The sequence below is a fragment of the Azospirillum tabaci genome (assembly GCF_014596085.1).
Lineage (GTDB): Bacteria > Pseudomonadota > Alphaproteobacteria > Azospirillales > Azospirillaceae > Azospirillum > Azospirillum tabaci.
The window spans coordinates 47,267-69,723 of the sequence record NZ_JACCJY010000030.1; the positions used below are offsets into that span (position 1 = coordinate 47,267).

General features: G+C 70.2%; 19 protein-coding genes. 14 read left to right on the forward strand and 5 right to left on the reverse strand.

What is annotated here, in order from left to right; translation table 11 throughout:
• Window positions 1-6: 6 nt before the first annotated feature.
• Window positions 7-912, reverse strand: a complete 906-nt coding sequence (locus tag H0B54_RS23280) for a LysR substrate-binding domain-containing protein (protein WP_183180232.1) — start codon at window positions 910-912, stop codon at window positions 7-9.
• 137 nt (window positions 913-1,049) lie between these two features.
• Window positions 1,050-2,252, reverse strand: coding sequence for a CaiB/BaiF CoA transferase family protein (locus H0B54_RS23285; RefSeq protein ID WP_188262288.1), 1,203 nt, complete (start codon window positions 2,250-2,252; stop codon window positions 1,050-1,052).
• Window positions 2,253-2,695: 443 nt separating this feature from the next.
• Between H0B54_RS23285 and H0B54_RS23290 the strand changes: the two genes are divergently transcribed.
• The 10 genes from H0B54_RS23290 to H0B54_RS23335 all read left to right on the forward strand — a co-directional run bounded on the left by H0B54_RS23290 (window position 2,696) and on the right by H0B54_RS23335 (window position 13,587).
• Window positions 2,696-3,862: an acetyl-CoA acetyltransferase gene (locus H0B54_RS23290; protein ID WP_343069018.1), complete on the forward strand. Its 1,167-nt coding sequence runs from the start codon at window positions 2,696-2,698 to the stop codon at window positions 3,860-3,862.
• Window positions 3,863-3,870: 8 nt separating this feature from the next.
• A complete protein-coding gene (locus tag H0B54_RS23295) occupies window positions 3,871-4,272 on the forward strand; it encodes a Zn-ribbon domain-containing OB-fold protein (protein ID WP_188262289.1) in 402 nt (133 codons plus the stop codon).
• A gap of 12 nt (window positions 4,273-4,284) precedes the next feature.
• Window positions 4,285-4,734 (forward strand): MaoC family dehydratase, encoded by a 450-nt coding sequence (locus H0B54_RS23300; RefSeq protein ID WP_188262290.1) that lies wholly within the window; start codon window positions 4,285-4,287, stop codon window positions 4,732-4,734.
• On the forward strand, window positions 4,731-5,501 hold the full coding sequence (locus H0B54_RS23305) for an SDR family oxidoreductase (RefSeq protein ID WP_188262291.1): 771 nt from the start codon (window positions 4,731-4,733) through the stop codon (window positions 5,499-5,501). The genes H0B54_RS23300 and H0B54_RS23305 overlap by 4 nt, the downstream gene beginning before the upstream one ends.
• 68 nt (window positions 5,502-5,569) lie before the next feature.
• Complete coding sequence (locus H0B54_RS23310; RefSeq protein ID WP_188262292.1) at window positions 5,570-6,625, forward strand: ABC transporter substrate-binding protein; 1,056 nt, start codon at window positions 5,570-5,572, stop codon at window positions 6,623-6,625.
• Between the two features lie 177 nt (window positions 6,626-6,802).
• Entirely contained in the window at window positions 6,803-8,596 is a 1,794-nt protein-coding gene (locus tag H0B54_RS23315; protein WP_188262293.1) for an ABC transporter permease, read from the forward strand.
• The gene (locus tag H0B54_RS23320; protein ID WP_188262294.1) at window positions 8,593-9,675 is read left to right on the forward strand and encodes an ABC transporter ATP-binding protein; all 1,083 of its coding nucleotides are present in this window, start codon (window positions 8,593-8,595) and stop codon (window positions 9,673-9,675) included. Before H0B54_RS23315 ends, H0B54_RS23320 begins: the two co-directional genes overlap by 4 nt.
• 32 nt (window positions 9,676-9,707) lie before the next feature.
• A complete protein-coding gene (locus H0B54_RS23325; protein WP_211109511.1) occupies window positions 9,708-10,523 on the forward strand; it encodes an enoyl-CoA hydratase in 816 nt (271 codons plus the stop codon).
• 251 nt (window positions 10,524-10,774) lie between these two features.
• On the forward strand, window positions 10,775-12,355 hold the full coding sequence (locus H0B54_RS23330) for a tetratricopeptide repeat-containing sulfotransferase family protein (RefSeq protein ID WP_188262295.1): 1,581 nt from the start codon (window positions 10,775-10,777) through the stop codon (window positions 12,353-12,355).
• A gap of 8 nt (window positions 12,356-12,363) precedes the next feature.
• On the forward strand, window positions 12,364-13,587 hold the full coding sequence (locus tag H0B54_RS23335) for a glycosyltransferase family 9 protein (protein ID WP_246472711.1): 1,224 nt from the start codon (window positions 12,364-12,366) through the stop codon (window positions 13,585-13,587).
• Here the strand turns inward: H0B54_RS23335 and H0B54_RS23340 are convergent.
• The 3 genes from H0B54_RS23340 to H0B54_RS23350 all read right to left on the reverse strand — a co-directional run bounded on the left by H0B54_RS23340 (window position 13,556) and on the right by H0B54_RS23350 (window position 18,787).
• The gene (locus H0B54_RS23340; RefSeq protein ID WP_188262296.1) at window positions 13,556-14,071 is read right to left on the reverse strand and encodes an invasion associated locus B family protein; all 516 of its coding nucleotides are present in this window, start codon (window positions 14,069-14,071) and stop codon (window positions 13,556-13,558) included. The genes H0B54_RS23335 and H0B54_RS23340 overlap by 32 nt on opposite strands.
• Window positions 14,072-14,085: 14 nt before the next feature.
• A complete protein-coding gene (locus H0B54_RS23345) occupies window positions 14,086-17,916 on the reverse strand; it encodes an autotransporter outer membrane beta-barrel domain-containing protein (protein ID WP_188262297.1) in 3,831 nt (1,276 codons plus the stop codon).
• Window positions 17,917-18,361: 445 nt separating this feature from the next.
• Window positions 18,362-18,787 carry an OsmC family protein gene (locus H0B54_RS23350; protein WP_188262298.1) on the reverse strand — a complete coding sequence of 142 codons (426 nt, stop codon included), beginning with the start codon at window positions 18,785-18,787 and terminating at the stop codon, window positions 18,362-18,364.
• Between the two features lie 218 nt (window positions 18,788-19,005).
• Here H0B54_RS23350 and H0B54_RS23355 point away from each other — a divergent pair, with 218 nt between their 5' ends.
• From H0B54_RS23355 to H0B54_RS23370, 4 genes are read left to right on the forward strand one after another with little or no spacing between them, the layout of a single operon-like run.
• The gene (locus tag H0B54_RS23355) at window positions 19,006-19,341 is read left to right on the forward strand and encodes an acyl carrier protein (protein WP_281390109.1); all 336 of its coding nucleotides are present in this window, start codon (window positions 19,006-19,008) and stop codon (window positions 19,339-19,341) included.
• Window positions 19,338-20,537, forward strand: coding sequence for an acyl-CoA dehydrogenase family protein (locus H0B54_RS23360; RefSeq protein ID WP_211109512.1), 1,200 nt, complete (start codon window positions 19,338-19,340; stop codon window positions 20,535-20,537). Before H0B54_RS23355 ends, H0B54_RS23360 begins: the two co-directional genes overlap by 4 nt.
• 26 nt (window positions 20,538-20,563) lie before the next feature.
• Entirely contained in the window at window positions 20,564-21,529 is a 966-nt protein-coding gene (locus H0B54_RS23365; protein ID WP_246472713.1) for an amino acid--[acyl-carrier-protein] ligase, read from the forward strand.
• A gap of 20 nt (window positions 21,530-21,549) precedes the next feature.
• Window positions 21,550-22,452: a DUF1839 family protein gene (locus H0B54_RS23370; RefSeq protein WP_188262299.1), complete on the forward strand. Its 903-nt coding sequence runs from the start codon at window positions 21,550-21,552 to the stop codon at window positions 22,450-22,452.
• The last annotated feature ends 5 nt before the right edge of the window (window positions 22,453-22,457 follow it).

Here is a 22,457-nt window from a genome sequence, read left to right on the forward strand (position 1 = left end):
AATGCCTTAGAGGGGGGAGGTCTGGTCCGGCGGGAACACGCCGCGCAGCCATTGCCGGATGGCGGAGATGACCGGCGTGTTCCAGCGGTGGACCGGGGCGATGAAGTAATAGCCGCCGATGGTGACGTTGCTGTCGACCATCTCCACCAACTCGCCGTTGGCCAGCGGCTCGGTCACCAGCAGGTCGCTGACCAGCGCCACCCCGCGCCCCAGCCGGGCGGCCTCGATGGTCAGATGCGCCTGCCACAGCCGGGGGCCGCGCAGCCGGGGGATGTCGGCGATGCCGGCCTCCTCCAGCCAGGCTTCCCACATGCCGGTGGACTGCTCGTGGATCAGCGGCAGGCCGACGAGGTCAGCGGGCGTGCGCACGTCGGGGTAGCGCGCCTTGAACTCCGGGCTGGCGATGGCGAGGATGCGCGGCCGCGCGAACATCTCCGAGCGCAGCCCGTCGGCGACGGAGCCGCCGTCCTCCAGATACATGATCTCCGCGTCGGCCTCCTCCCGGCTGAAGTCGGGGCGGGTCGAGGTCGGCTGAAGGATCACCTCCCGCCCGGTCAGCGCCTCCTCCAACTCCGGCAGGCGGGCGAGCAGGCAACGCGAGGCCAGCCCGGCGAGGCAGCAGATGTGCACCGCCTCCATCCCGCCGTTGCGCAGCTCGTTGCTGGCCTCGCCGATCAGGTCGAAGGCGCGGCGGAGCTGGGCGGCGTAGCGGATGCCCTCGCGGGTCAGGGACAGGCCGCGCCCCGACTTCGCCACCAGCTTCACCCCCACCGCCTGCTCCAGATTCTGGATGTGGCGCGACACCACCGTGTGGGACACCGCCAGTTCGTCGGCGGCGGCCCGCACCGTGCCCTGACGGGCGAAGATGTCGAAGGCGCGGAGGGCGAGAAGGGGCGGAAGGCGGCGCGCCATGCGGACCTTTGGGCTGTGGACGGAAGCCGGAGCGAGGCTGGGAGCGATCCCGGCGGCAGTATGAAACATTTCCGCCAGCACCGCACGCGCCCCTTCGCCACCCGCCGCCCGCCGTTCTCCCCCCGCGCCGCCGGCCATCACACCACCGCGTCGCGACGGAAGGCGCCAATCTCGTCGGGGCTGAAGCCGAGATCCGCCAGGATGGCGTCGGTGTGCTCGCCCAGCCGCGGCGCCGGGCTCTCCGCGGGCAGGGGGGCTTCCGGCATGGTGATCGGCACGGCGGCGAAGCGCTTGCCGGAGCCCTCCGGCACCTCCACAACCATCTTGCGGTGGACCACCTGGGGATCGTTCAGCGCGTCCGGCACGCTGTTGATCGGGCTGGCCGGCACGTCGGCGTCCTCCATAGCGTCCAGCCACGCGTCGCGCCCACGGGTGAGGAAGACCTCGCGGAGCAGCGGCTCCAGCTCCGCGTGGTTGGCGTTGCGGGCCGAGCCTGTGGGGAAGCGCGGGTCGAACAGCAGATGCTCCAGCCCCATGGCGCGGCACATCCGGTCCCACTGCTCGTTGGTGTCGACGCAGATGGCGATCGGCTTGTCGGCGGTGGGGAAGGCCTGGAAGGGGGCGATCAGCGGGTGGCGGCTGCCCAGCGCCCGCGGCGTCTCCCCGGCGTTCAGGAAACGGGCGATGGCGTTCTCCATCAGGGCGAGCTGGCAATCCAGCATCGCCACGTCGATGAAGCTGCCCTCGCCGCTGCTCGCCCGCTTCTGCAGGGCGGCGAGGATGCCGACGGCGGCGAACAGGCTGGACCCGATGTCGCCGATCGACGCGCCGACCCGGCAGGGATCGCCGCCCGGCTCGCCGGTGATGCTCATCATCCCGGACATCGCCTGGGCCACCACGTCGAAGCAGGGCCGGTGGCGGTAGGGGCCGTCCTGCCCGAAACCGGAGATCGAGGCGTAGACCAGCCGCGGATTGACCGCCTTCAGATCGTTGTAGCCCAGCCCCAGCCGGTCCATCGCCCCGGCCCGGTTGTTCTCCACCAGCACGTCGCAGGTGGCGACGATTTTCTTGAAAATCTCCTTCCCCTTTTCCTCCTTCAAGTTGAGCGTCAGACTCCGCTTGTTGCGGTTGACGCTGAGGAAGTAAATGCTTTCCTCGTCGCTGAAGGGGGCAATGATGCGGGTGAAATCGCCCTTGCCGGGACGCTCGATCTTGATGACCTCCGCCCCCAGCGCGCCGAGCAGCCACGTGCTGTAGGGGCCGGCCAACATGTGCGTGAGATCGACCACGCGCACGCCGGCCAAGGGGCCTTCGCGGCGTTGCGTATCGGTGTTGAGCATGCATGATCCTTCGGATGGCCGGGCGCCGCGCAGGCGGTCCGGGCGGGGCCGCGCGCCCGGCTGGAAACCGGTCCAGTCCAGGGCGGCGGCGGGAATGCGACACCCAAAGGCTTGCGCCACCGCGCCCGGAAAACAATCGCTTAGTTTGGCCCAATCCGGTGCATGGAAGGCACCGTTCCGCGGATTCGTTGGGGGCAGCATTGGTGCGTTCCGTGCACCGGACCGCATCGTTTTTTCTGCTTGTGACACGAACTGTGTCCGGTAGTCTTGATCTTGCCGGGAGCGGATCGGCCTGATCGAAATCTCTGCCGGCCACCGGATAGTCTTCATGATTTCCGAGGCTGGCGGCCTCTTTACTCTCATCGCCTGTCCAATGAAGCCGCTCGGCGCGCGTCGCGGCAGCGATGCGCGGCCTTCCACAACCAGGAAAGGACAACCCGCGCGTGATCGATCTTTCGGGAAAGGCGGCCATCGCCGGCGTTTTTGAATCGCCCCGCCGGGATGCGCCGCGCGTCCATCCCTTCGCCCTTCAGATGGAGTGCATCCTCGGCGCGCTCGACGACGCCGGGCTGACGCTGAAAGACGTGGACGGGCTGTGCGCGGCCTCCGGCGACTGGGCCGAGGGCGGCAGCACCATGGATGTGGTCGAACTGGCCGAATACATCGGGATCGCGCCGACCTACGTGAACAGCACCGACGTCGGCGGCTGCTCCTACATCCTCCAGGCCGGGCAGGCGGCGGCGGCCATCGCCACCGGGCTGGCCGAGGTGGTGGTCATCAGCTACGCCGCCTGCCCGCGCTGGTGGCCACTGAGCAGCCCCTCCTTCGACCCCTTCGTCTTCCCCGCCGGCCCCGGCCAGTACGAGATCCCCTACGCGCCGACGCTGATTTCGACCTACGGCCTGTTCGCCCGTCGCCATATGGACCTCTACGGCACCACGCCGGAACAGCTTGCCCAGGTGGCCGTGACCTTCCGCGAGCACGCCGCGCAGAACCCCAACGCCCGGCTGCGCAAGCCGATCACGGTGGACGACGTGCTGGCCTCGCCGATGATCGCCTCGCCGCTGCACCGGCTGGACTGCTGCGTGGTGACCGACGGCGGTGGCGCCGTCGTGATGACCAGCCGGGAGCGGGCGCGCGACCTGAAGAAGCCGCCGGTCCATCTGGTCGGTTACGGGGCCGCCGTGGCGCGCACCCAGAACAGCCAGATTCCCGACGACCTGACCACCCCGGCGGCGCTGTCCGGCCCGCGCGCCTTCGCCATGGCCGGGGTGACCCCCGGCGAGATCGACGTGGCGCAGATCTACGACGCCTTCACCATCACGCCGATGCTGGCGCTGGAGGATCTGGGCTTCTGCGGGCGGGGCGAGAGCGGCGCCTTCGTCGCGGACGGCAACCTGACGCTGGGCGGCAGCTTGCCGACCAACACCGACGGCGGCGGCCTGTCGTCCAACCATCCCGGCAAGCGCGGCATCTTCACCTTGATCGAGAGCGTCCGCCAGCTGCGCGGCGAGGGGCCGGGCGTCCAGGTGCCCGACGCCCGCCTCGCTCTGGCCCATGGGCTGGGCGGCACCTTCTGCTCCGCCGCCACCGCCATCCTTGCCCGGTAAGGTGCCTGATGACTGCCATGACCATCCCGCCCGTCCAGGACGAGACCTCCGCCCCCTTCTGGGAGGCTGCGCGCGAGGGGCGCTTCCTGATCCAGCGCTGCCCGGAGACTGGGCGGTTCCAGTGGTACCCGCGCGCCCATTCCATCCACGCTCCGCACGCCCGCCCGGAGTGGGTCGAGGCCAGCGGGCGCGGCGAACTGCTGACCTATTCGGTCGTCCATCGCGGCAACCAGCGCGGCGATCCCTACGTCTGCGCCCTGATCCGGCTGGAGGAGGGCGTCACCGTCTTCTCCCGCGTCGAGGGGGTGGCGGAGGCCGACCTGCGGGCCGGGCTGCCGCTCGCCGTGGCCTTCCACCAGCTCGACGATGCGACCAGCCTTCCCGTGTTCCGCCCGCGGACTCCCGACTGAGGGTGCCCTAGAATGACCGCCATCCATCTCGACGACATCACGCCGGGCGACCGGATGCGCTCCTCGCGCGTCACCGTCACCGAGGCGCACATCGTCTGGTTCGCCGGGCTGACCGGCGACTTCAACCCGCTGCACATGGACGCCGAGGCCGCCAAGGCCAATGGCTTCGGGCGGACCATCGCCCACGGCATGCTGACCCACTCGCTCAGCACCGGGCTGCGCTCCGCCATCGACGACTGGGCGATCCTCGCCTTCCTGGAGACGCGCCGCCGCTTCGTCGGCCCGGTCTTCGCCGGCGATACCGTGCATTACGAGGCGGAGGTGGCGGAGGTCCGCCCCAGCGCCTCCAAGCCCGACCGCGGCATCGTCCGCGTCGCCATCACCGTGAAGAACCAGCGCGGCGAGACCGTGCAGGAGGGCGAGGACGTGCTCTCCATCGCCCGCAAGGAGGCGCAGGCATGACCACCGCTGTTGCTCACTCCAACCGTCTCGCCGGCCGTGTCGCCTTCGTCACCGGCGGCGGCGGCGGCATCGGCCGCGCCGTCTGCGAGCGGCTGGCCGCGGAAGGGGCGGCGGTCGTCGTCGCCGACATCGGGGCCGAGGCCGCCGAGACCGTCGCCGCCGCGCTGCGCGCCGAGGGGGCTCAGGCCCACGCCACCGCGCTGAACGTCGCCGACCGGGAAAGCTGGGGCGGCGCCGTGACCGGCCTGCCCGAGGCCTTCCGGGGCGTGGACATCATGGTCAATGTCGCCGGCATCGTCCGCGATCGCTCGCTGCCCAAGATGACCGACGCGGAATGGAGCGCCGTCATCGACGTGAACCTGCGCGGCACGTGGCTGGGCTGCCAGACGGCCTTCCGGCTGGTCGGCGACCGCGGCTGGGGGCGCATCGTCAACATCGCCTCCACGGCGATCCTGGGGACCTTCGGGCAGGCCAACTACTCCGCCTCCAAGGCCGGGGTGGTCGGGCTGACCCGCACCGCCGCCCTGGAAGGGGCACGGCGCGGCATCCTGGTCAACGCCGTCGCTCCCGGCGTCGTGGAAACCGCCATCGTCGAGGGCGTGCCCGACGCGGTGCGTGCGCAATGGCTGGAGAAGACGCCCATCGGGCGCCTGGGCAAGCCGGCGGAGATCGCCGCCGTCGTCGCCTTCCTGGCGTCCGACGACGCGGCCTACGTCACCGGCCAGACCATCGTCGCCGACGGTGGGGCGACCACCGGCGACTACTGATTTCCATGCAAGAACGAAGAACGACGCCGAAACGGCGGGACTGCAACAACAAGACAGGGATTGGCAACATGATGGAATTCTCGCGCCGCCGCCTTCTCCAGACCGGCGGACTCGTCGGCACCGCTCTGGTGACCGGCGGGCTGGCCGGCACCGCCTTCTCGCGCATCGCCGCGGCGGCGGACGACCCGCTCTATGCCGCCGCCAGGAAGGAGGGCGCCCTGACCCTCTATTGGGGCTCCTACGAGCAGCAGACGATGGAGGCGATCCGCGACGCCTTCAAGGCCAAGTATCCGGGCATCGAGGTCAACCTGCTCCGCCAGGCCTCGCAGACCGTCTACACCCGGCTGCGCATGGAACTGCAAAGCGGCGTCCATGAATGCGACTCCCTCGGCACCACCAACCTGCTGCACTACACGGAGCTGAAGAAGATCGGCGCGCTGGCGCCCTTCGAGCCGGTGGACGGGGTGCACATTCCGGACGCCTTCCGCAACCTCGACCCGGACAAGATGTACCATGTCGGCGCCATCAGCCTGACCAGCATCAACTACGCGCCGGGCAAGGTGCAGTCCCCGCCGCAGAGCTGGCAGGCGCTGCTGGAGGACCAGTGGCAGGGCAAGATCACCACCGGCAGTCCGGCCTTCTCCGGCGACGTGGCGAACTGGGTGGTCGCCATTCGCCGCAAGTACGGCGACGACTTCCTGCGCGCCTTCGGCAAGCAGAAGCCGAAGGTCGGCCAGTCCAACGTCGACACCGTGACCGACATCCTGGCCGGTGAGCGCGTCGTCGGCTCCGGCGCGCCCTTCAGCTACACGCTGACCCAGAAGGCCGCCGGCAACCCCATCGACGTGGTGGCGCCATCCGACGACGCCATCCTGAACCTGGGCGTCACCGGCATCCTGGCGAAGGCCCCGCACCCGAACGCCGCCCGGCTGTTCACCAACTTCCTCTATTCCACGGAGGTGTCGATGATCCTCCAGAAGAACTACTGGCCGACGCTGCGCAAGGACGTGCCCTGGGCGGAAGGGCGGTCGCTGGACCAGTTGAAGTGGACCCGCAACACCGGCGACGACCTCGGCCCGGAGGTCGCGGAAGGCATCGCCAAGTGGAAAGAACTGGTGCGCTGACCGCTGATTCCCTCTCCCGTCCCGGGAGAGGGAAGGGGCCCACGCGAAGCGTGGGAAGGGTGAGGGTACCGGCGATGGGACCATATTCAATCCTTGGCCGTACCCTCACCCGCCCGCTTCGCGGGCACCCTCTCCCGGGACGGGAGAGGGTTCTGATGGACAATGGAGGCGGACCCTATGGGGGTCATTTCAACGGACAGCCCAGACAGCGCAGCCGCGGCGACCGCGCGCCCGGCGATGGCCCGCGTGCCGCTCGCCAGGACCCTGGTCTTCGGCGCCGTCGCCCTTCTTCTCTTCCTGCTGGTGGTTCTGCCCTTCGGCTGGGTTCTCAACAACAGCGTCCACGACGACCTGACCGGCGCCTGGACGCTCGGCAACTACGCGCGGATCTTCCAGTCGGCGGACCTGCTGGAGCCGCTGTTCAATTCGCTGCTCCTCGCCGTGGCGACCGCGGTGATCGCCGTCGGCATCGGCGTTCCGCTGGCCTGGCTGGTGTCGCGGACCGACCTGCCGTTTCGCCGCACCATCCGCGTGCTGACGCTGACCGCCTTCGTCACCCCGTCCTTCATCGGGGCGACCGGCTGGATTCTGCTGGCGGCCCCCAACTCCGGCTGGCTGAACGCGCTGTGGCGCTCGCTCGCCGGGACGGAGGCGGGGCCGCTGCTGAACATCTACTCGATGACCGGTGCGATCTTCATCTGCGGCATCTACACCGTTCCCTACAGCTTCACCATGGTGTCGAGCGCGCTCGACGAGATGGCCGTGGAGCTTGAGGACGCCGCCGCCACGCTGGGCTCCGGCACGCTGCGCACCATGCTCAGCATCACCATCCCGCTGGTCACCCCGGCGGTGATCGCCAGCTTCATCCTGTCCTTCATCCAGGGGCTGACGCTGTTCGGCGTTCCGGCCTTCCTGCTGACGCCGACCGGCATCCCGGTGGTGACGACCAAGCTGGCCGAGTTCTACCAGCTCTTCCCGCCGGAGATCTTCCTGGCCGCCGCCTACTGCATGCCGCTGCTGCTGGTCACCGCCATGCTGTTCTGGATGCGCCGCCGCATCCTGGGCCGCAAGCAGTTCGTCACCATCTCCGGCAAGAGCCGGGCGGGGCGGCGGATCGCGCTGGGCGCCGCCCGCTGGCCGGCCTTCGGCGCGGCCTTGCTGCTGCCGCTGGTCTCGGTGTTCCTGCCCTACGCGGCGCTGCTGCTGGTGTCGCTGACCCGCGCCTGGGGCCAGGGCCTGTCGTGGGAGAACCTGTCCCTGTACTGGTACTGGTGGGCGCTGTTCGGCAATTCGGAGACGCACACCGCCATCGTCAACTCGCTGCTGTTCTCGACGCTCGCGGCGACGCTGTGCGTGATGCTCGGCACGGTCGTCGCCTACATCGTGGAGCGGCGGATGGTGTTCGGCGCCAGCCTGTTCGGCGCGGTGGCCACCGTCCCCATCATCATCCCCGGCATCGTCATGTCGGTGGGCTTCTTCGCCGCCTACACGCGGGCGCCGCTGAACCTCTACGGCACGCCGCTGCTGCTGGTGGCGGCCTTCGCGGCGACCTTCCTGCCCATCGCCTACGCCCATGGCGGGTCGATCCTCAAGGGCATCGGGCCGGAGCTGGAGCGCGCCGCCCGCAGCCTGGGCGCGGGGGAGGGGCGGACCTTCCTGTCCATCACCATCCCGCTGATGGGCGGCGGGCTGCTGTCGGGCTGGTTCCTGGTCTTCATCCCGATCATCCGCGAGCTGTCGGTGGCGGTCTTCCTCATCACGCCCAAGACCAACGTGATGACCACCCTGATCTACAACGCCAAGGACGGCGGCAACTACGAGGCCGTCTGCGCCATGAGCGTCCTTCTCCTCCTCATCACGCTGGCGCTGGTGGCCGCCGCCGGTCCGCTGACGCGCCTGACCACCGTGCGCCGCACGTCCCGCAAAACCGGCCGTAAATCCGCCCCGGCGGAAGGAGTTCTCCCCACATGAGCGGGATCCGCATCAAGAATCTCCGCAAGTCCTTCGGCGCCTACACCGCGCTGCACGGCATCGACCTGCAGGTCCCCAACGGCACGCTGCTGGCCTTGCTCGGCCCGTCGGGCTGCGGCAAGTCCACGACGCTCCAGCTCCTCGCCGGGTTCGAGGCGCCGACGGAGGGCGAGATCTGGGCCGACGACGTGCTGCTGTCCTCGGCGCGCGGGGTGTTGCCGCCGGAAAAGCGCGGCATCTCCCTGGTCTTCCAGAACTACGCGGTGTGGCCGCACAAGACGGTGGCGGAGAATGTGGCTTTCGGCCTCGCCATCCGCCGCCTGCCCAAGGCGGAGATCGCCGAGCGGCTGGATCGCACGCTGCGCACCGTCCGGCTGGAGGCGCTGCGCGACCGCTACCCGTCGGAGCTGTCGGGCGGCCAGCAGCAGCGCGTGGCGCTGGCCCGCGCGCTGGCGGTGGAGCCGCGCATTCTCCTGCTCGACGAGCCGCTGTCCAACCTCGACGCCCATCTGCGCGAGGAGATGCGGTTCGAGATCCGGCAGGTCCACGACCTGCTGGGGCTGACCACCGTCTACGTCACCCACGACCAGTCGGAGGCGTTGGTCACCGCCGACCGCATCGCCGTCATGAAGTCGGGCCATCTCCAGCAGCTCGGCTCGCCGGAGGACATCTTCGAGCGGCCGTCCAACGCCTTCGTCGCCACCTTCATCGGCGCCAACAACGAGCTGGCCGGGACCAGCGAGGGCAACGGCGCCATCCGCGTCGGCGGCCATGTGCTGACCGCCCCTGACCGCAGCGGGGCGGCGCATGGCGGGACGGTGTCGCTGTGCGTGCGGCCCTCCCAGGTCCGGCTGTTCGGCGCCGAGGAGACGGGGTTGCCCGCCGAGGGCTGCAACGTGCTGTCCGGCACGGTCCAGCGCTCCGCCTATCTGGGCGAATATCGCGACGTGCTGGTGGATCTGGGGGGCGGGCGGACGCTGCGCGCCTTCATTCCGCCCGCGCAGAGCTTCGCTCCGGGCAGCGTGGTGACGGCGCTTCTTCCCATCGGCTCCTGCCAGATCCTCGGGCCGGCGGCTTAATCCGCCAGTCCAATCCAAGAGAGTTCCGAACGATGACCATCGCCACGACCGGCGAGGCCGAAGCCTTGCCCGAAATCCTGACCGAGCGGCGCGGCGCCGTCCAGTGGGTGATCTTCAACCGGCCCAAGGCGCGCAACGCCATCACCCCCTGGATGGAGGACCGGCTGATCGAAATCTGCCGGGAGGTCGATGCCGACCCGGCGGTGAAGGCCCTGGTGCTGACCGGTGCCGCCGGCGACAAGCCCGCTTTCATGGCCGGCGCCGACCTGTCCTGCCTGCAGAGCGTCAAGACGCCGGAGGACTACACGATCCTGGAGGACCGCGCGGAAACCGCGGCGATGGCGCTGGAGGCGGTGCGCGTTCCCACCATCGCCGCCCTGGCCGGCGCCTGCGTGGGGGAGGGGGCTCTGCTCGCCGCCTGCTGCGACGTGCGCATCGCCTCGCCGTCGGTGCGCTTCGGCTTCCCCATCGCCCGCACGGTCGGCAACTGCCTGAGCATCAAGAACCTCGCCCGGCTGGCCGCCATTCTCGGCACCGCGCGGACCAAGGAGATGATCTTCAGCGCCCGCCTGCTGACCGCCGACGAGCTGTCGGGCGCCGGCGCCCTGCGCGGCGTCGTGCCGGACGACGACTTCGCCGAGCGAACCCAGGAGTTGGCCGAGGAACTGGCGAGCCTCGCTCCGCTGACCTTGTGGACGACGCGCGAGGCGCTGCGCCGCTGGCGGGACCATGGGTTGCCGGCGGACGGCGACGCCGACCTGCTGCGCCTTTGCTACCTCTCCGCCGACTATCAGGAGGGCATCGCGGCCTTCCTGGAGAAGCGCCGTCCGGTCTGGGCGGGACGGTAGGGGCATCCGCGGCGGCGTCAAATCCCCTCTCCCGCCCCGGGAGAGGGTGGCCCGCAGGGCCGGGTGAGGGTCGTGCGAGGATCAGGGCACGGATTCTTGACGGCACCCTCACCCTTCCCACGCTTCGCGCGGGCCCCTTCCCTCTCCCGGGACGGGAGAGGGGATTCCTTGCCGCCACCCATACCCTTCATTAATCTGGCGCCGCATCACGCGCCCATGCGGGCGTTCAGCCGCCATGGGACCCGCCTGTCATGCCGACCACGCCCGACGACCTTCCGAGCGGCGCCCCTGACGTTGCGGCGCTGGAGCGGCGGTTGCGGGCCGCCCCCGACGATCTCGCGACGACGCAGGAACTGGCCGGGCTGCTGTTCCAAGCCGGCCGCGCGGCCGACGCCGAGCCTTATGCCCGCAACGCGGTCCGTCTGGCGCCGGAGGACGCGCGCTCCCACACGCTGATGGCGCTGGTGCTGGCCGACACCCACCGGCCCCAGGCCGCCGAGTTCCATTACCGCCGGGCGCTGGCCCTGGCGCCGCCGGACGCCGCGACGGTCGCCAACCTCGCCTGGAGCCTGACCCGGCAGGGCCGGCTGGAGGAGGCGCGGCGGACCTACCGGCGGGCCGCGGCGCTGCACCCGTCCATCGCCCTGACCTGGCACGGCTGGGCGCAGACCGAGGACGCCGCCCGCGATCTTCCCGCCGCGCAACGGCTGGTGGACCGCGCCCGGCGTCTCGACCCCGGTCACCGTGGCGCCGACACCTTCGCGGCGGCCCTGCTGGCCCGGCAGGGAAGCGGAGAGCGGGCGCTGGCCGTTCTGGACGCCTCGGCCGCCCGCCATGGCGGCACCGACCCTGACGCGCTACTGGAGACAGGGCGCATCCTCGACCGGCTGGGCCGCCACGACGAGGCCTTCGCCGCCTTCGCCGCTGGCAAGGCCCTGCTGCGGCAGGCCGGACGCCGCTACGGCGAGGAGGAGGCAGTGGAGCTGATCGCGCGCCTCGCCACCTTCTTCGTGGCGCCGCGCCTGCGCCTGATGCCGCGGCCCGCCGCGCCCGCCGCCGGGCCGCAGCCGGTCTTCATCGCCGGCGCCCCGCGCTCCGGCACCACGCTGGTCGAGCAGATCCTGTCCTGCCATCCCGCCATCGCCGCAGGGGACGAGCTGCCCTCGCTCGGCGCGGTGGTGCGGGCCTTGCCGCAGACGCTGGGAAGCCCGCTCGGCTATCCCGAAGCGCTGTCGGAGCTTTGGATGGGCGATCAGCGCGACGGGCTGGAGCGGTTGCGCGACGCCTACCTGCGCCACGCCCGCAAGTTGGTTCCGGCCAAGCCGGGCCACACGCTGTTCACCGACAAGATGCCCTTCAACGAGACGCATCTCGGCCTGATCGCGCTGATGTTTCCCTCGGCACCGGTGGTTCATCTGCTGCGCCACCCGTTGGACGTGGTGTTGTCGATGATGGGCACCAACCTGACCCACGGCTTCCATTGCGCCAACGCCGTCGAGACGGCGGCGCGCCACGTCCTTCTGGTGTTCGATCTGGTGGAGCATTACCGGCGGGAGATGCCGCTGCGCTACCTGCCGCTGCGCTACGAGGATCTGGTGCGGGAGCCGGAACCGGCGGTGCGGCGCCTGCTGGGTTTCCTCGGGCTGGGCTTCGACCGGCGCTGCCTGCGCTTCGAGGAGAATCGGCGCCATGCCCGCACGCCCAGCCACGCCCAGGTTGCGGAAAAGCTCTACAGCCGCTCCATCGACCGCCACCGCGCCTACAGGACTCATCTGAAGCCGGCGATCCCGATCCTGGAGCCGGTCATTCTCGGGCTGGGCTACAGTCTGTAACCGCAGCCATGACGATGACGCCGTCCGACAGCGACCTCTGCGAAATCCGCCGCCGCGAAGGCCGGCTGGACGAGGCCGCCGCCCATGGCCGCCGCGCCGTCGCGCTCGACCCTGACGACGCGGCGGGCTGGTACAATCTGGGTGTGGCGCTCTACGACCGGCTGGAGATCGCGGCGGCCATATCGTGCGAGCGCCGCGCCATCCGGCTCGCCCCGGACGCGCCGGGTCCGCATTTCGAACTGGCCGAGGGGCTTCTGCTCTCCGGACAGTGGGAGGAGGGGTGGCGCGAATATGAATGGCGCTGGCGCCTTCCCGGCGTGCCGCCGCTGATTCCGCCCGCCGTCCTGGAGCGGCATGGGCACACCGCTGCAAGGTCCTGGGACGGTCGCCCCTTGCCCGGCGGCACCTTGCTGCTGATCGCCGACCAGGGCTTCGGCGACACCATCCAGTTCGCCCGTTACCTGCCGATGGCGGCGGCGCTCTGCCCCAATCTCGTGGTCGCTTGCAGCCCGGACATGCAACCGGTGATCCGATCCCTTCCCGGCGGATACCGGACGGTCACCGACTGGGAGGAGGCGCCTCCCTTCGCTGCCCACGCCGCGCTGTCCGGCCTGCCGGGGCTGTTCGGCACGAGGCCGGACACGATACCGGCGCCGCTCCCCGGCCTGCGGGCCGAGCCGGAGCGGGTGGAGCGCTGGAGGGAGCGCCTGGACGGGCTGCTCCCCCGCGGCTACCGCCGCGTCGGGCTGGTCTGGGCGGGGCGCCCGACCCATGGCAACGACCGCAACCGCTCCCTGCCACTCGCGCGGCTGGCACCGTTCTTCACGCTGGAGAAGACCGCGCTGGTGTCACTCCAAAAGGGGCCGGCGCAGGCCGAGGCCGCCCGCTACTACGGCGCGGCACCCTTAGTCGATCTGGGGCCGGAACTGGAGAGTTTCGCCGACACCATGGCGGTGCTGGCGCAGCTCGACCATGTGGTTTGCGTGGACACGGCGGTCGCCCATCTGGCCGGGGCGATGGGGCGCCCGACCGCGGTGCTGCTGCCCTACGCGCCGGATTGGCGCTGGCTGCTGGGCAGCGGCGGCACGCCCTGGTATCCCACCGTCACGCTGCACCGGCAGCCGGCGCCCGGACGGTGGGCCCCCGGACAATGGGATGAGGCCATTCACGGCGCCGTCGCCGCGGTGACCGGCAACACGCTCAAGGCTTCAGAGCGGCCAGCCCGTCGGTGATCCCCTTGGTGGAGATCGGGAAGGCCACCGCCTGCGTCCCGCCATAGGGGCGGACGACGATCTGCGCCCCCTTGGAGCGGCGCAGCGCGGTCAGGGTCGCCTCGTCCATCGGGGCGTTGGCGAGGCAGCCGTCCTGGATGCACTGCTGGTAGGTCAGCGGCAGCGGCTTGCCATCGTCGATGGTCAGCGCCGCCCCGGCGCGCAGGTCGACGCCCAGCGGCAGGATCACCACCATCACCCCCTTGCCGTCCGGAGCGAAATAGCCGACCGACACCTTGAGGATGCGGGTCGCCTGCTTCGCCTCCTTGTTCTCCGTCACGCGGGTCTGCGACAGGAAGCAGCGCGGCTTGCCGTCGGGGGGCGTCTCGCATTCGGTCTGCCAGTCGCCGAAGGTCTTGCCCGGCTCCACCGCACCGGCGGGCACCCCGCCCGCGAGGAAGAGGGGGAGCGCCGCCAGCGCCCCCGTGATGATGGCCTTGCGCATCGCCGTCCTGGTCCTCACAGCTTCCACTTCAGGCCGGCGGTCGCCGATACCGTGTTCTCGCGGGCGCGGATCGCGTCCTGAACGCCGATGGTGGCGGTCAGGCGGTCGTCCAGAGCCACGCCCAGCCCGGCGCCGATCACCAGGGCGTCGCGGCCCGGCTTGCTGGCGTCGGCGGTGAACGCCACACCCCCCAGCCGGTTGGTGGTGGAGGCCGTGGTGTCGGCGAAGTCATGCTCCCACGCCAGGGCGGCGTTGGGCAGCAGGCGCCAGCCGCCCACCGCCACGCTGGTGCCGGCGCTCACGCCGACCGCGCTGCGCAGACCGGTCCAGCCCGCCGCCTCGACGTCCAGCGCCACGCCGTCGCCGGACTCGCGGAAGGCCTCGCGGGTGATCCGGTCGAAGCGCAGGCCGGCCCGCGGCTCGATCCAGGCGCTGTCCGACCCGGCGAAGGCCATGCGGTGACCGGCGGCGATCTCGACGGAGAAATCGTGACCGTCGGCGCTGCCACTGGCGCCCTGGCCCAGCGTGCCGAAGGCGATGCCGCGCGAGGCGTCGTAATTGGCGTAGCCGTAGCCGATCGCCCCCTCGACAAAGGGGCTGTCCGCCGTGCCGCGCAGGTTCCAGGAGCCGTAGAGCGTCGCCTGGTAGCTGTCCACGTCGGCCTTGCCCAGCCCGTCGCGCGAGGTGACGCGATTGCGCAGATAGCCGAGCGCCACGCCGCCGCTCACGCCGTTCTCGTAGCTGTGGTCGGCGCCCAGCAGGAAACCGCCGATCCGCTCGGTGGTGCCGGCGGCGTTGCCGTCCGAACCGGTCCGGCTGTAAGCCGCCAGCGGTTGGCCCCACACGCCGCCCGAACCGCGGGCCTCGCCCGTTTCACCAACGGCGAGCGTGCCGTTGCCGCCACCGGCCAGCCGGACGCCGGAGGAGGAGGCCTCGCCGCCGCGCAGGGCCGACAGGCGGCTCTCCACCGCGCTGCCGAACAGGCGGCGGTTGGTGCGATCGGCGGCCAGCGTGTCGGCGTGCAGCTTGCCCGAGAGCTGGTCGAGCGCCCCGGCGATGCCGCTGCCCGGCAGGCCGTAGAGGCCGCTGAACAGCGGGGCGGCGACCCCCTCCAGCCGCGCCCCGGCGGCGGGACGCAGCGCGTCCACCGCCGCGCCGGCGGCCCGCTGGTTGCGCGTGCCGCCGCGGACCGCGTAGTTGGTCGGCGTGACCACCAGCCGGACGGTGGTGGCGTCGTACAGCGTGTCGAAGCGGGTGCCGGCCTCCAGCCCCGCCGCCGGCTGCGTCACCGCGGCGAAGCCGCCGGTCACGCCGCCGTCCGCCTGGACGATGGTGAAGCTCTGCCCCAGCGTGGCGGTGTAGGCGTTGGTCGCATCGCCGCTGATGCCGCGCAGCACCGGAGCCAGCGTGCCGGCGGCGGTGAAGGACGCCCCCTGCACCCGGATCTGGTCATGGTGGCCGGCGCCGAAGCCGGCGGTCGGGCCGTCGATTTCGGCATTCAGGACGCTGGTGCCGGTCAGAGTCACCGCGGACTGGAAGGTCAGCACGCCGGGCGAGTTGCCCGGCGAAACGGTGCCGGCCAGCGTGGCCGGGCCGCGGACGGTGCCGCCGCCGCTGAAGGTCGAGCCGGCGCTGGTGGTCAGCGAGCCGGAGACCACGCCGTTCACGGTCGCCGAACCGCCATTCCCCACGTTGACCGCGCCGGTGATGCCGGTGGCGGCCACGGTGACGGTGCCGTCGTTCACCGTGACCGGGGCCATGACGGCGCCGGCCAAGGTGGCGCTGCCGCCGGAGGTCACGGTGACCGCGCCGTTGACCGCGCCATAGGCGGCGACGGTCAGGGTGCCGCCCTCCACCGCCAGCGTGCCGCCGACGCCGCCGCCCTCGACGACGGTCATGGCGCCGCCTCGGGCCACCGTCACCGGGACGGCCACGACGCCGCCGACCGTGGCGCTGCCGCCATTGTTCAGGGCCAGCGTGCCCCCCGCGACCACGCCGCTCTTGGCGATGGTCAGCGCCGCGCCGTCTCCGACCGACAGGCCGCCGGCGTTGGCGAGCTGGCCGGAGACGACCACCGTGCCGGGGCCGGAGGCGGCCAGCGCGCCGCTGCCGCCGACGGCGCCCGCCAGGGTGACGGTGCTGCCGTCCGGCGTGATGGTGCCACCGCGGCTGGTCACGGTGACCGACTGGCCGACGGTCAGCGGCGACGCCGGGCGCAGCGTGCCGCCGTCGAAGGTGACCGAGCTGCCCTGGACCGCTCCGTCGCTGTTGGTGAAGCTGGGGCGGCTGGTGTCGATCACGCCGGTCGTCGGAGGCGTCGGCGTCGGAGTGGGCGTCGGAGTGGGTGTGGGATCGGGGTTCGGCGTCGGGCCGGGATCGGGGTTGGGATTCGGGTTCGGATTGGGCTCGGGCTCCGGTTCGGGCTCGGGCTCCGGTTCGGGCTGTGGCGTCACCTTGGTCAGGGTGAGCTGAATCCGGTTGTTCGCCGTGTCGAAGGTGGCCGTCGGGGTCAGCGTCGCGTCGCTGCCGATGATCGCGGTGAAGGCGCCGGACACACCACCCGTTGCGGTCACGATGGTGTAGGTCGTGCTGTCGCCGTAGCCGCTGCCGGTGGAGGTGACGGACAGGTCGCCGCCGATCGTGGCGGTGCCGGTGACGGCCAGCTTGCTGGCCGCGGAGGAGGTCGTCCGGATCGCCAGCGTGCTGCCGCTCTGCTGCGTGTAGTTGCCGGAGACCGTCAGGGTGCCGGGCGCGCCGGAGCCGCCGGGCGTCACGGTCGTGCCGGACGGGCTGGTCACGTTGCCGACGACCGTTCCGGTGCCCGTCAGCGTCGTGCCGCTGGTGAGTTGCAGCCCGGTGGTGAGGGAGCCGTTGACGCGCAGCGTGCCGGCCTGAAGGTTCGTGGTGGTGGCGGTGCTCACGCCGCCCAGCGTCCACTCCGTTCCGTTGACGTTGAGGGTGGTCAGACCGGAGATCGGCCCGGACAGGGTGCCGCCGCCCTCCAGAAGAAGGACTTGGTTTTGTCCCCCGGCCTGGACACCGCCGACCAGCACGCTGCCGTCCTTCAGGTTGATGAAGCTGCCCGCCCCGATCCCAAATGTCTTGATCGCGCTGAAACCGCTTCCGGCGGCGATGGTGCCGTGGTTGACGATGGTCGACACGCCGGTGACGGACAGCGCGTCGCCGGTGCCGATGATCGTGCCGTGGTTGGTGATGTTGGACGGCGTGAGCAGGGCGGCGACCATGACCGCCGCGTAATCCGTCTGCATGGATGCCGTCGCCGGCCGCACGTTCTTGATCAGCGCGGCGCCGTTGGATGGGGACCCGTTGGTGAGGGTGAGCGCGTGGGCGGATTCGATGGCGGCCCAATTGCCGATGATCGTTCCGGTGTTCTCGATGACCGACTTCAGCGAGCCCGCCGAGTTCGCCAGAAGGATGCCATGGTAAGTCCTCGGCACCGAGATCAACCCGGAATTGATGATGGTGCCGTAGGTCTGACCGTAGATGCCGTCGGCCTGATAGAAGTTGGTGTCGACCGAAATCTTGATCGTGCCTTGGTTGGTCAGGGTCCATCCGCCGGGCGACTGGACCCACACGCCGGTCGTCAGGTCGGTGTACTGGTTGCCGGTGCCGCTGTCGACCACACCGCCGGTGCTGGTGATGAGGATGTTGCCGGCGGTCGGGTAGAAGGTCTGGTTCTGGACCGTGCTCAGCGTGTCCATCGGCGCCGCGTTCGCGGCGAGCGACACGCCGAGCGCGATGGGGGCGGCGACCATCGCCGGCAGGCGCCCGCCCGACATCAGATTTTGGCGGATCGTCTCGAGGGGGGACATCGACGGCGGCATGAGCGACTCACCTTGCGAGCAGGGCGTAAGCGTTACGACCAATGGTTTACACCAATCGATCATAACGGGTGCGTCGCTTCGTCGCCAAGACAAAACTTGAGAAAATTCAAAAATTCACGACATAATTTTTATCTAATCTGGAGAATTAACGTGAAATCCAAAAAATGAATTTTTGGATACTTGTGCAGTGAAGAGTGGTTGAGTGGGTTATTTGCCGAGATTGATGGGAGTTGTGCTGCGTTGTCGAAAGGTTTGGAGTTTTGCCGTTTAACGATTTCAAGAATGCCCTGATTTAAAAATGCAGCATTTTGTTGAAAACCATATTCCCGGCGAACTGCCGATCTGCCTCCTCCGTGTCAATGTGGCAAATTCCAACGGCGGAGGTTAATGGGCGGTGCCAGCCCGGCGGTCGCTGCGCCCTCGCAGGCCGCCGGGCCGCACGCGATCACAGAAGCTTGGCCTTCAGGGTGATCTCCGTTCCGGCCAGGGCCTTGGACACAGGGCAGTTCTTCTTCGCACCCTCGGCCTGCTGCCGGAAGGTATCGGCGTCAATGCCGGGGATCTCGGCCTCGCAGTCCAGTTCGACCTTCGTGATGGCGAACCCGTCGCCGGCCTTGTCCAGATGGACGCGGGCGGTGGTGTGCACGCGGGTCGGCGTATGCCCGGCCTTCGACAAGCCGGCGGACAGCGCCATCGAGAAGCAGCCGGCGTGCGCGGCGGCGATCAGTTCCTCCGGGTTGGTGCCGGTGCCGTTCTCGAAGCGCGACGGAAAGGAGTAGGCGCCTTCGAACGCGCCGCTGCCCAGCCGCATGGTCCCCGACCCCTGGGCCAGGTTGCCCCGCCATTCCGCATCCGATTGCCGCACAGCCATGACGATCTCCCGATCCTGTGGTTGTTGGAGGAACCACCGCACAAGTTAGAGCCGTCTGGAGGAACGGCAATCGCCACAGGTGTTAAGCAGGAGGGGCGGTTGCTATCCAAAAAGCACCCAAGGCATACGGAAAAGCAGAGGAAGGCGCAGAACAATTAAGGTTTTGTGGCGTTGTGCCGGGACGGGAAATGCCAGAGGTTGAACAGGGGGTAAGGGGAATGAGCATGCGCCAACCGGATTGGCCGATCGCGGCTGGAACGGCGCCACGGGGCGGCAATGCTCCGGCGGTCAGCGCCGCCGACATCCGGGCGCTTTTGGCCGAGAGCGGCTGGCTGGCCACCGACGCTTCCACCTTGTCCGACGAGGACGATCTCTACGCCGCCGGATTGACCTCCCACGGGTCGGTGAACCTGATGCTGGCGCTGGAGGAGCGCTACGGCGTCGAGTTCCCGGAACATCTGCTGCGCCGCCGCACCTTCGAGAGCATCGCGGCGATCCGTGCCGCGGTGGCTGGGCTGCTGGACGGCGCGCCGGGCGGGACGGGGGCCGGATGAGGGCGCCAGCGCCGGACAGTCTGCTGGCGATGGCCGCGGAGGCCGCCGCTGCAATGGCCGCCGGGGCCGCCGCCATCGCCGGGCGCCACGCCGACAGCGTCGATCGCGAGGCCCGCTTTCCCACCGAAGCCTTCGCTGCCCTCAAGGAGGCGCGTCTGCTCGGCCTGATGGTGCCGCGGGATTTCGGCGGCGGCGGCGGCGGTCTGGCCGACGCCGCGGCGGTGGCCCACGCGCTGGCCCAGAAATGCCCGTCCAGCGGGCTGATCTACGCCATGCACCAGATCCAGGTGGCCTGCCTCGTGCGCCACGGTCAGGGCAGCGACTGGCATCGCGGCTTTCTGGAGCGGTTGGCCGGGGAGCAGCTTCTTCTCGCCTCCGCGACGACCGAGGCCGGGATCGGCGGCGACGTGCGCTCCAGCGCCTGTGCGGTCGAAGACGAGACGGGCGCCGCCTTCCGGCTGGAGAAGCAGGCGACGGTCATCTCCTATGGGCAGGAGGCCGACGCGATCCTGGTGACGGCGCGGCGCACGGCGGACTCGCCGCCCTCGGATCAGGTCATCGTGCCGGTGCTGCGCGGACAGACGCAGCTGGAGGAGATCGGCGGCTGGGACACGCTGGGCATGCGGGGCACCCGCAGCGTTGGCTACCGGCTGGTGGCGGAAGCCGAACGGGCGCAGATCCTGCCGCTGCCCTACGCCGACATCTCCGCCCGCACCATGCTGCCGGTGACCCACATCCTGTGGAGCAGCGTCTGGCTGGGCATCGCGACCGACGCGGTGGCGCGGGCCGCCGCCTTCATCCGGGCGGAGGCGCGCAAGCGTCCCGGCACGCTGCCGCCGGGCGCGCGCCGGCTGGCCGAGGCGACCGCCGGGCTTCAGGCCATGCGCGGCATGGTGCGCGGCGCGCTCGCCCAATTCGAGGAGGCGGCGGACAATCCCGACCGTCTCACCTCCCTGGGCTTCGCGGTCGCCATGAACACGCTGAAGACCGAAGCGGCGGAGATGGTGGTGCGGATCGTGGGGGAGGCGATGCTGGCCGGCGGCTTGGTCGCCTACCGCAACGACAGCCCCTACAGCCTGTGCCGCCATCTGCGCGACGCCCATTCGGCGCCTCTGATGATCAACAATGACCGGATACTGGGCAACACGGCGAACTTGTTGGTGGCGCACAGGGACAACGGCTCTCTCTTCGGCTGAGGCTTTCTCGGAACGGAATGCGGCGGATGGACATGCGGGCAGGGGGCACACCGGCGGAGAAGCCGGCGGAGAACGGGCCAGTGGCGAATGGGCAGGCGGCGTTCCGCGACGCGCTGATCGCGGCCGGGCTGCTGATCCCCACAGGGGTCGATGGGCTGTACGGCCGCAGCGGCGTCTTCGAGGACGTGGTGGAGCGATTCAACGACCTGATCTCCACCTGGGGCGGTGACGACGGCGCGGACGTGATGCGCTTTCCCCCGGGGCTGGCCCGCCACCAGTTCGAACAGAGCGGCTATCTGAAGAGCTTCCCGCATCTGGCCGGCACCGTCCACGCCTTCAAAGGCGACGAGCGCGCCCATCAATCCCTGCTGCGCCGGCTGGAGGAGGGAGAGGAGTGGACCGATGCCCAGATGGCGACCAACGTCGTCCTGACCCCCGCCGCCTGCTACCCCGTCTATCCCACCATCGCGGAGCGCGGGCCGCTGCCCGCCGACGGCGCGCTGGTCGATGTCTATTCCTACTGCTTCCGCCATGAACCATCGCTGGACCCGGCGCGGATGCAGCTGTTCCGGATGCGCGAATATGTGCGCGTCGGCACGCCGGAGCAGGTCATGGCCTTCCGGCAAAGCTGGGTGGAGCGCGGGCGCGCGCTGATGGAATCGCTCGTCCTGCCGGTGGCCGTCGATCTGGCGAACGACCCCTTCTTCGGGCGGGCCGGGCGGATGCTGGCGGCCAGCCAGCGCGACCAGGGGCTGAAGTTCGAGCTGCTGATTCCCATCGCCTCGGCGGAGCAGCCCACCGCCTGCCTCAGCTTCAACTACCACCAGGACCATTTTGGCCTGCTCTGGGACCTGCGGACGTCGGACGGCGCCGTCGCCCACACGGCCTGCGTCGGCTTTGGAATGGAGCGGGTGACGCTGGCGCTGTTCCGCCATCACGGCTTCGACCTGAAGGCGTGGCCCGCCGCCGTGCGCGCCGTCCTCTGGGGCTGAGCGGACAGGGGAGGCCGGGCATGGCGCATCCGCTCGACAGGCCGGACCGCGACTGGGCGGAAACCAACTGCTACACCGACCTGTGGATCGGGCTGCTGCGGGCGCTGGGGATGGAGCCGATGGCGGCCCTGGCCTTCACCGTCACGCAGGATTTCGAAGGCGACCAGTTCACCTTCTTCAAGGTGCCGCCGGAGGATCTGCGCCGGCTCTACGGGCTGGAGGTGCAGGAACTCGCCCTCTACGACCGGGTGGAGACCCACGCGGCGGTGCAGGTGGCGCGCGGGCGTCCGGTCCTGGTGGAGGTGGACGGCTATCACCTGCCCGACACGCGGGGAACCTCGTATCGCGCGCAGCACGTCAAGACGACCATCGGGATCCTCGGCATGGACGCGGGCGCGCGGCGGCTCGACTACATCCACAACGCCGGGCGCTTCACGCTGGAGGGGGAGGATTACGACAGCCTGTTCGCCCCCGCCCCCCTGTTCCCCTATGTGGAGTTCGTGAAGCGCAGCGGTCCGGCTTTGACGGGGGAGGCGCTGATGAGCGCGTCCCGCGCGCTGCTGTCCGATCATCTCCGTCGCCGTCCGGCGGGAAACCCGATCACCGCGTTCCGCGCCGCGCTGCCGGAGCATCTGGAGACGCTGGCCGCGCGGCCCATGGACTATTTCCACCTGTACGCCTTCAACACGCTGCGGCAGGCAGGAGCGAACTTCGAGCTTCTCGGCATGTATGCGCGCTGGATCGGCGGTCCGCCGGACGCGGCGGAGGCCTGCGCCACGCTTTCCGCCACCGCCAAGGCGTTTCAGTTTCAGCTCGCACGCGGCGTGCACCGGCGGCGCTTCGGCGACCACGCGGAATCGCTGGAGGCGATGGAGCGCGCCTACGACAGCGCGCTCGGCGCGCTGCTCCGCCGCTACGGGTGACGGAC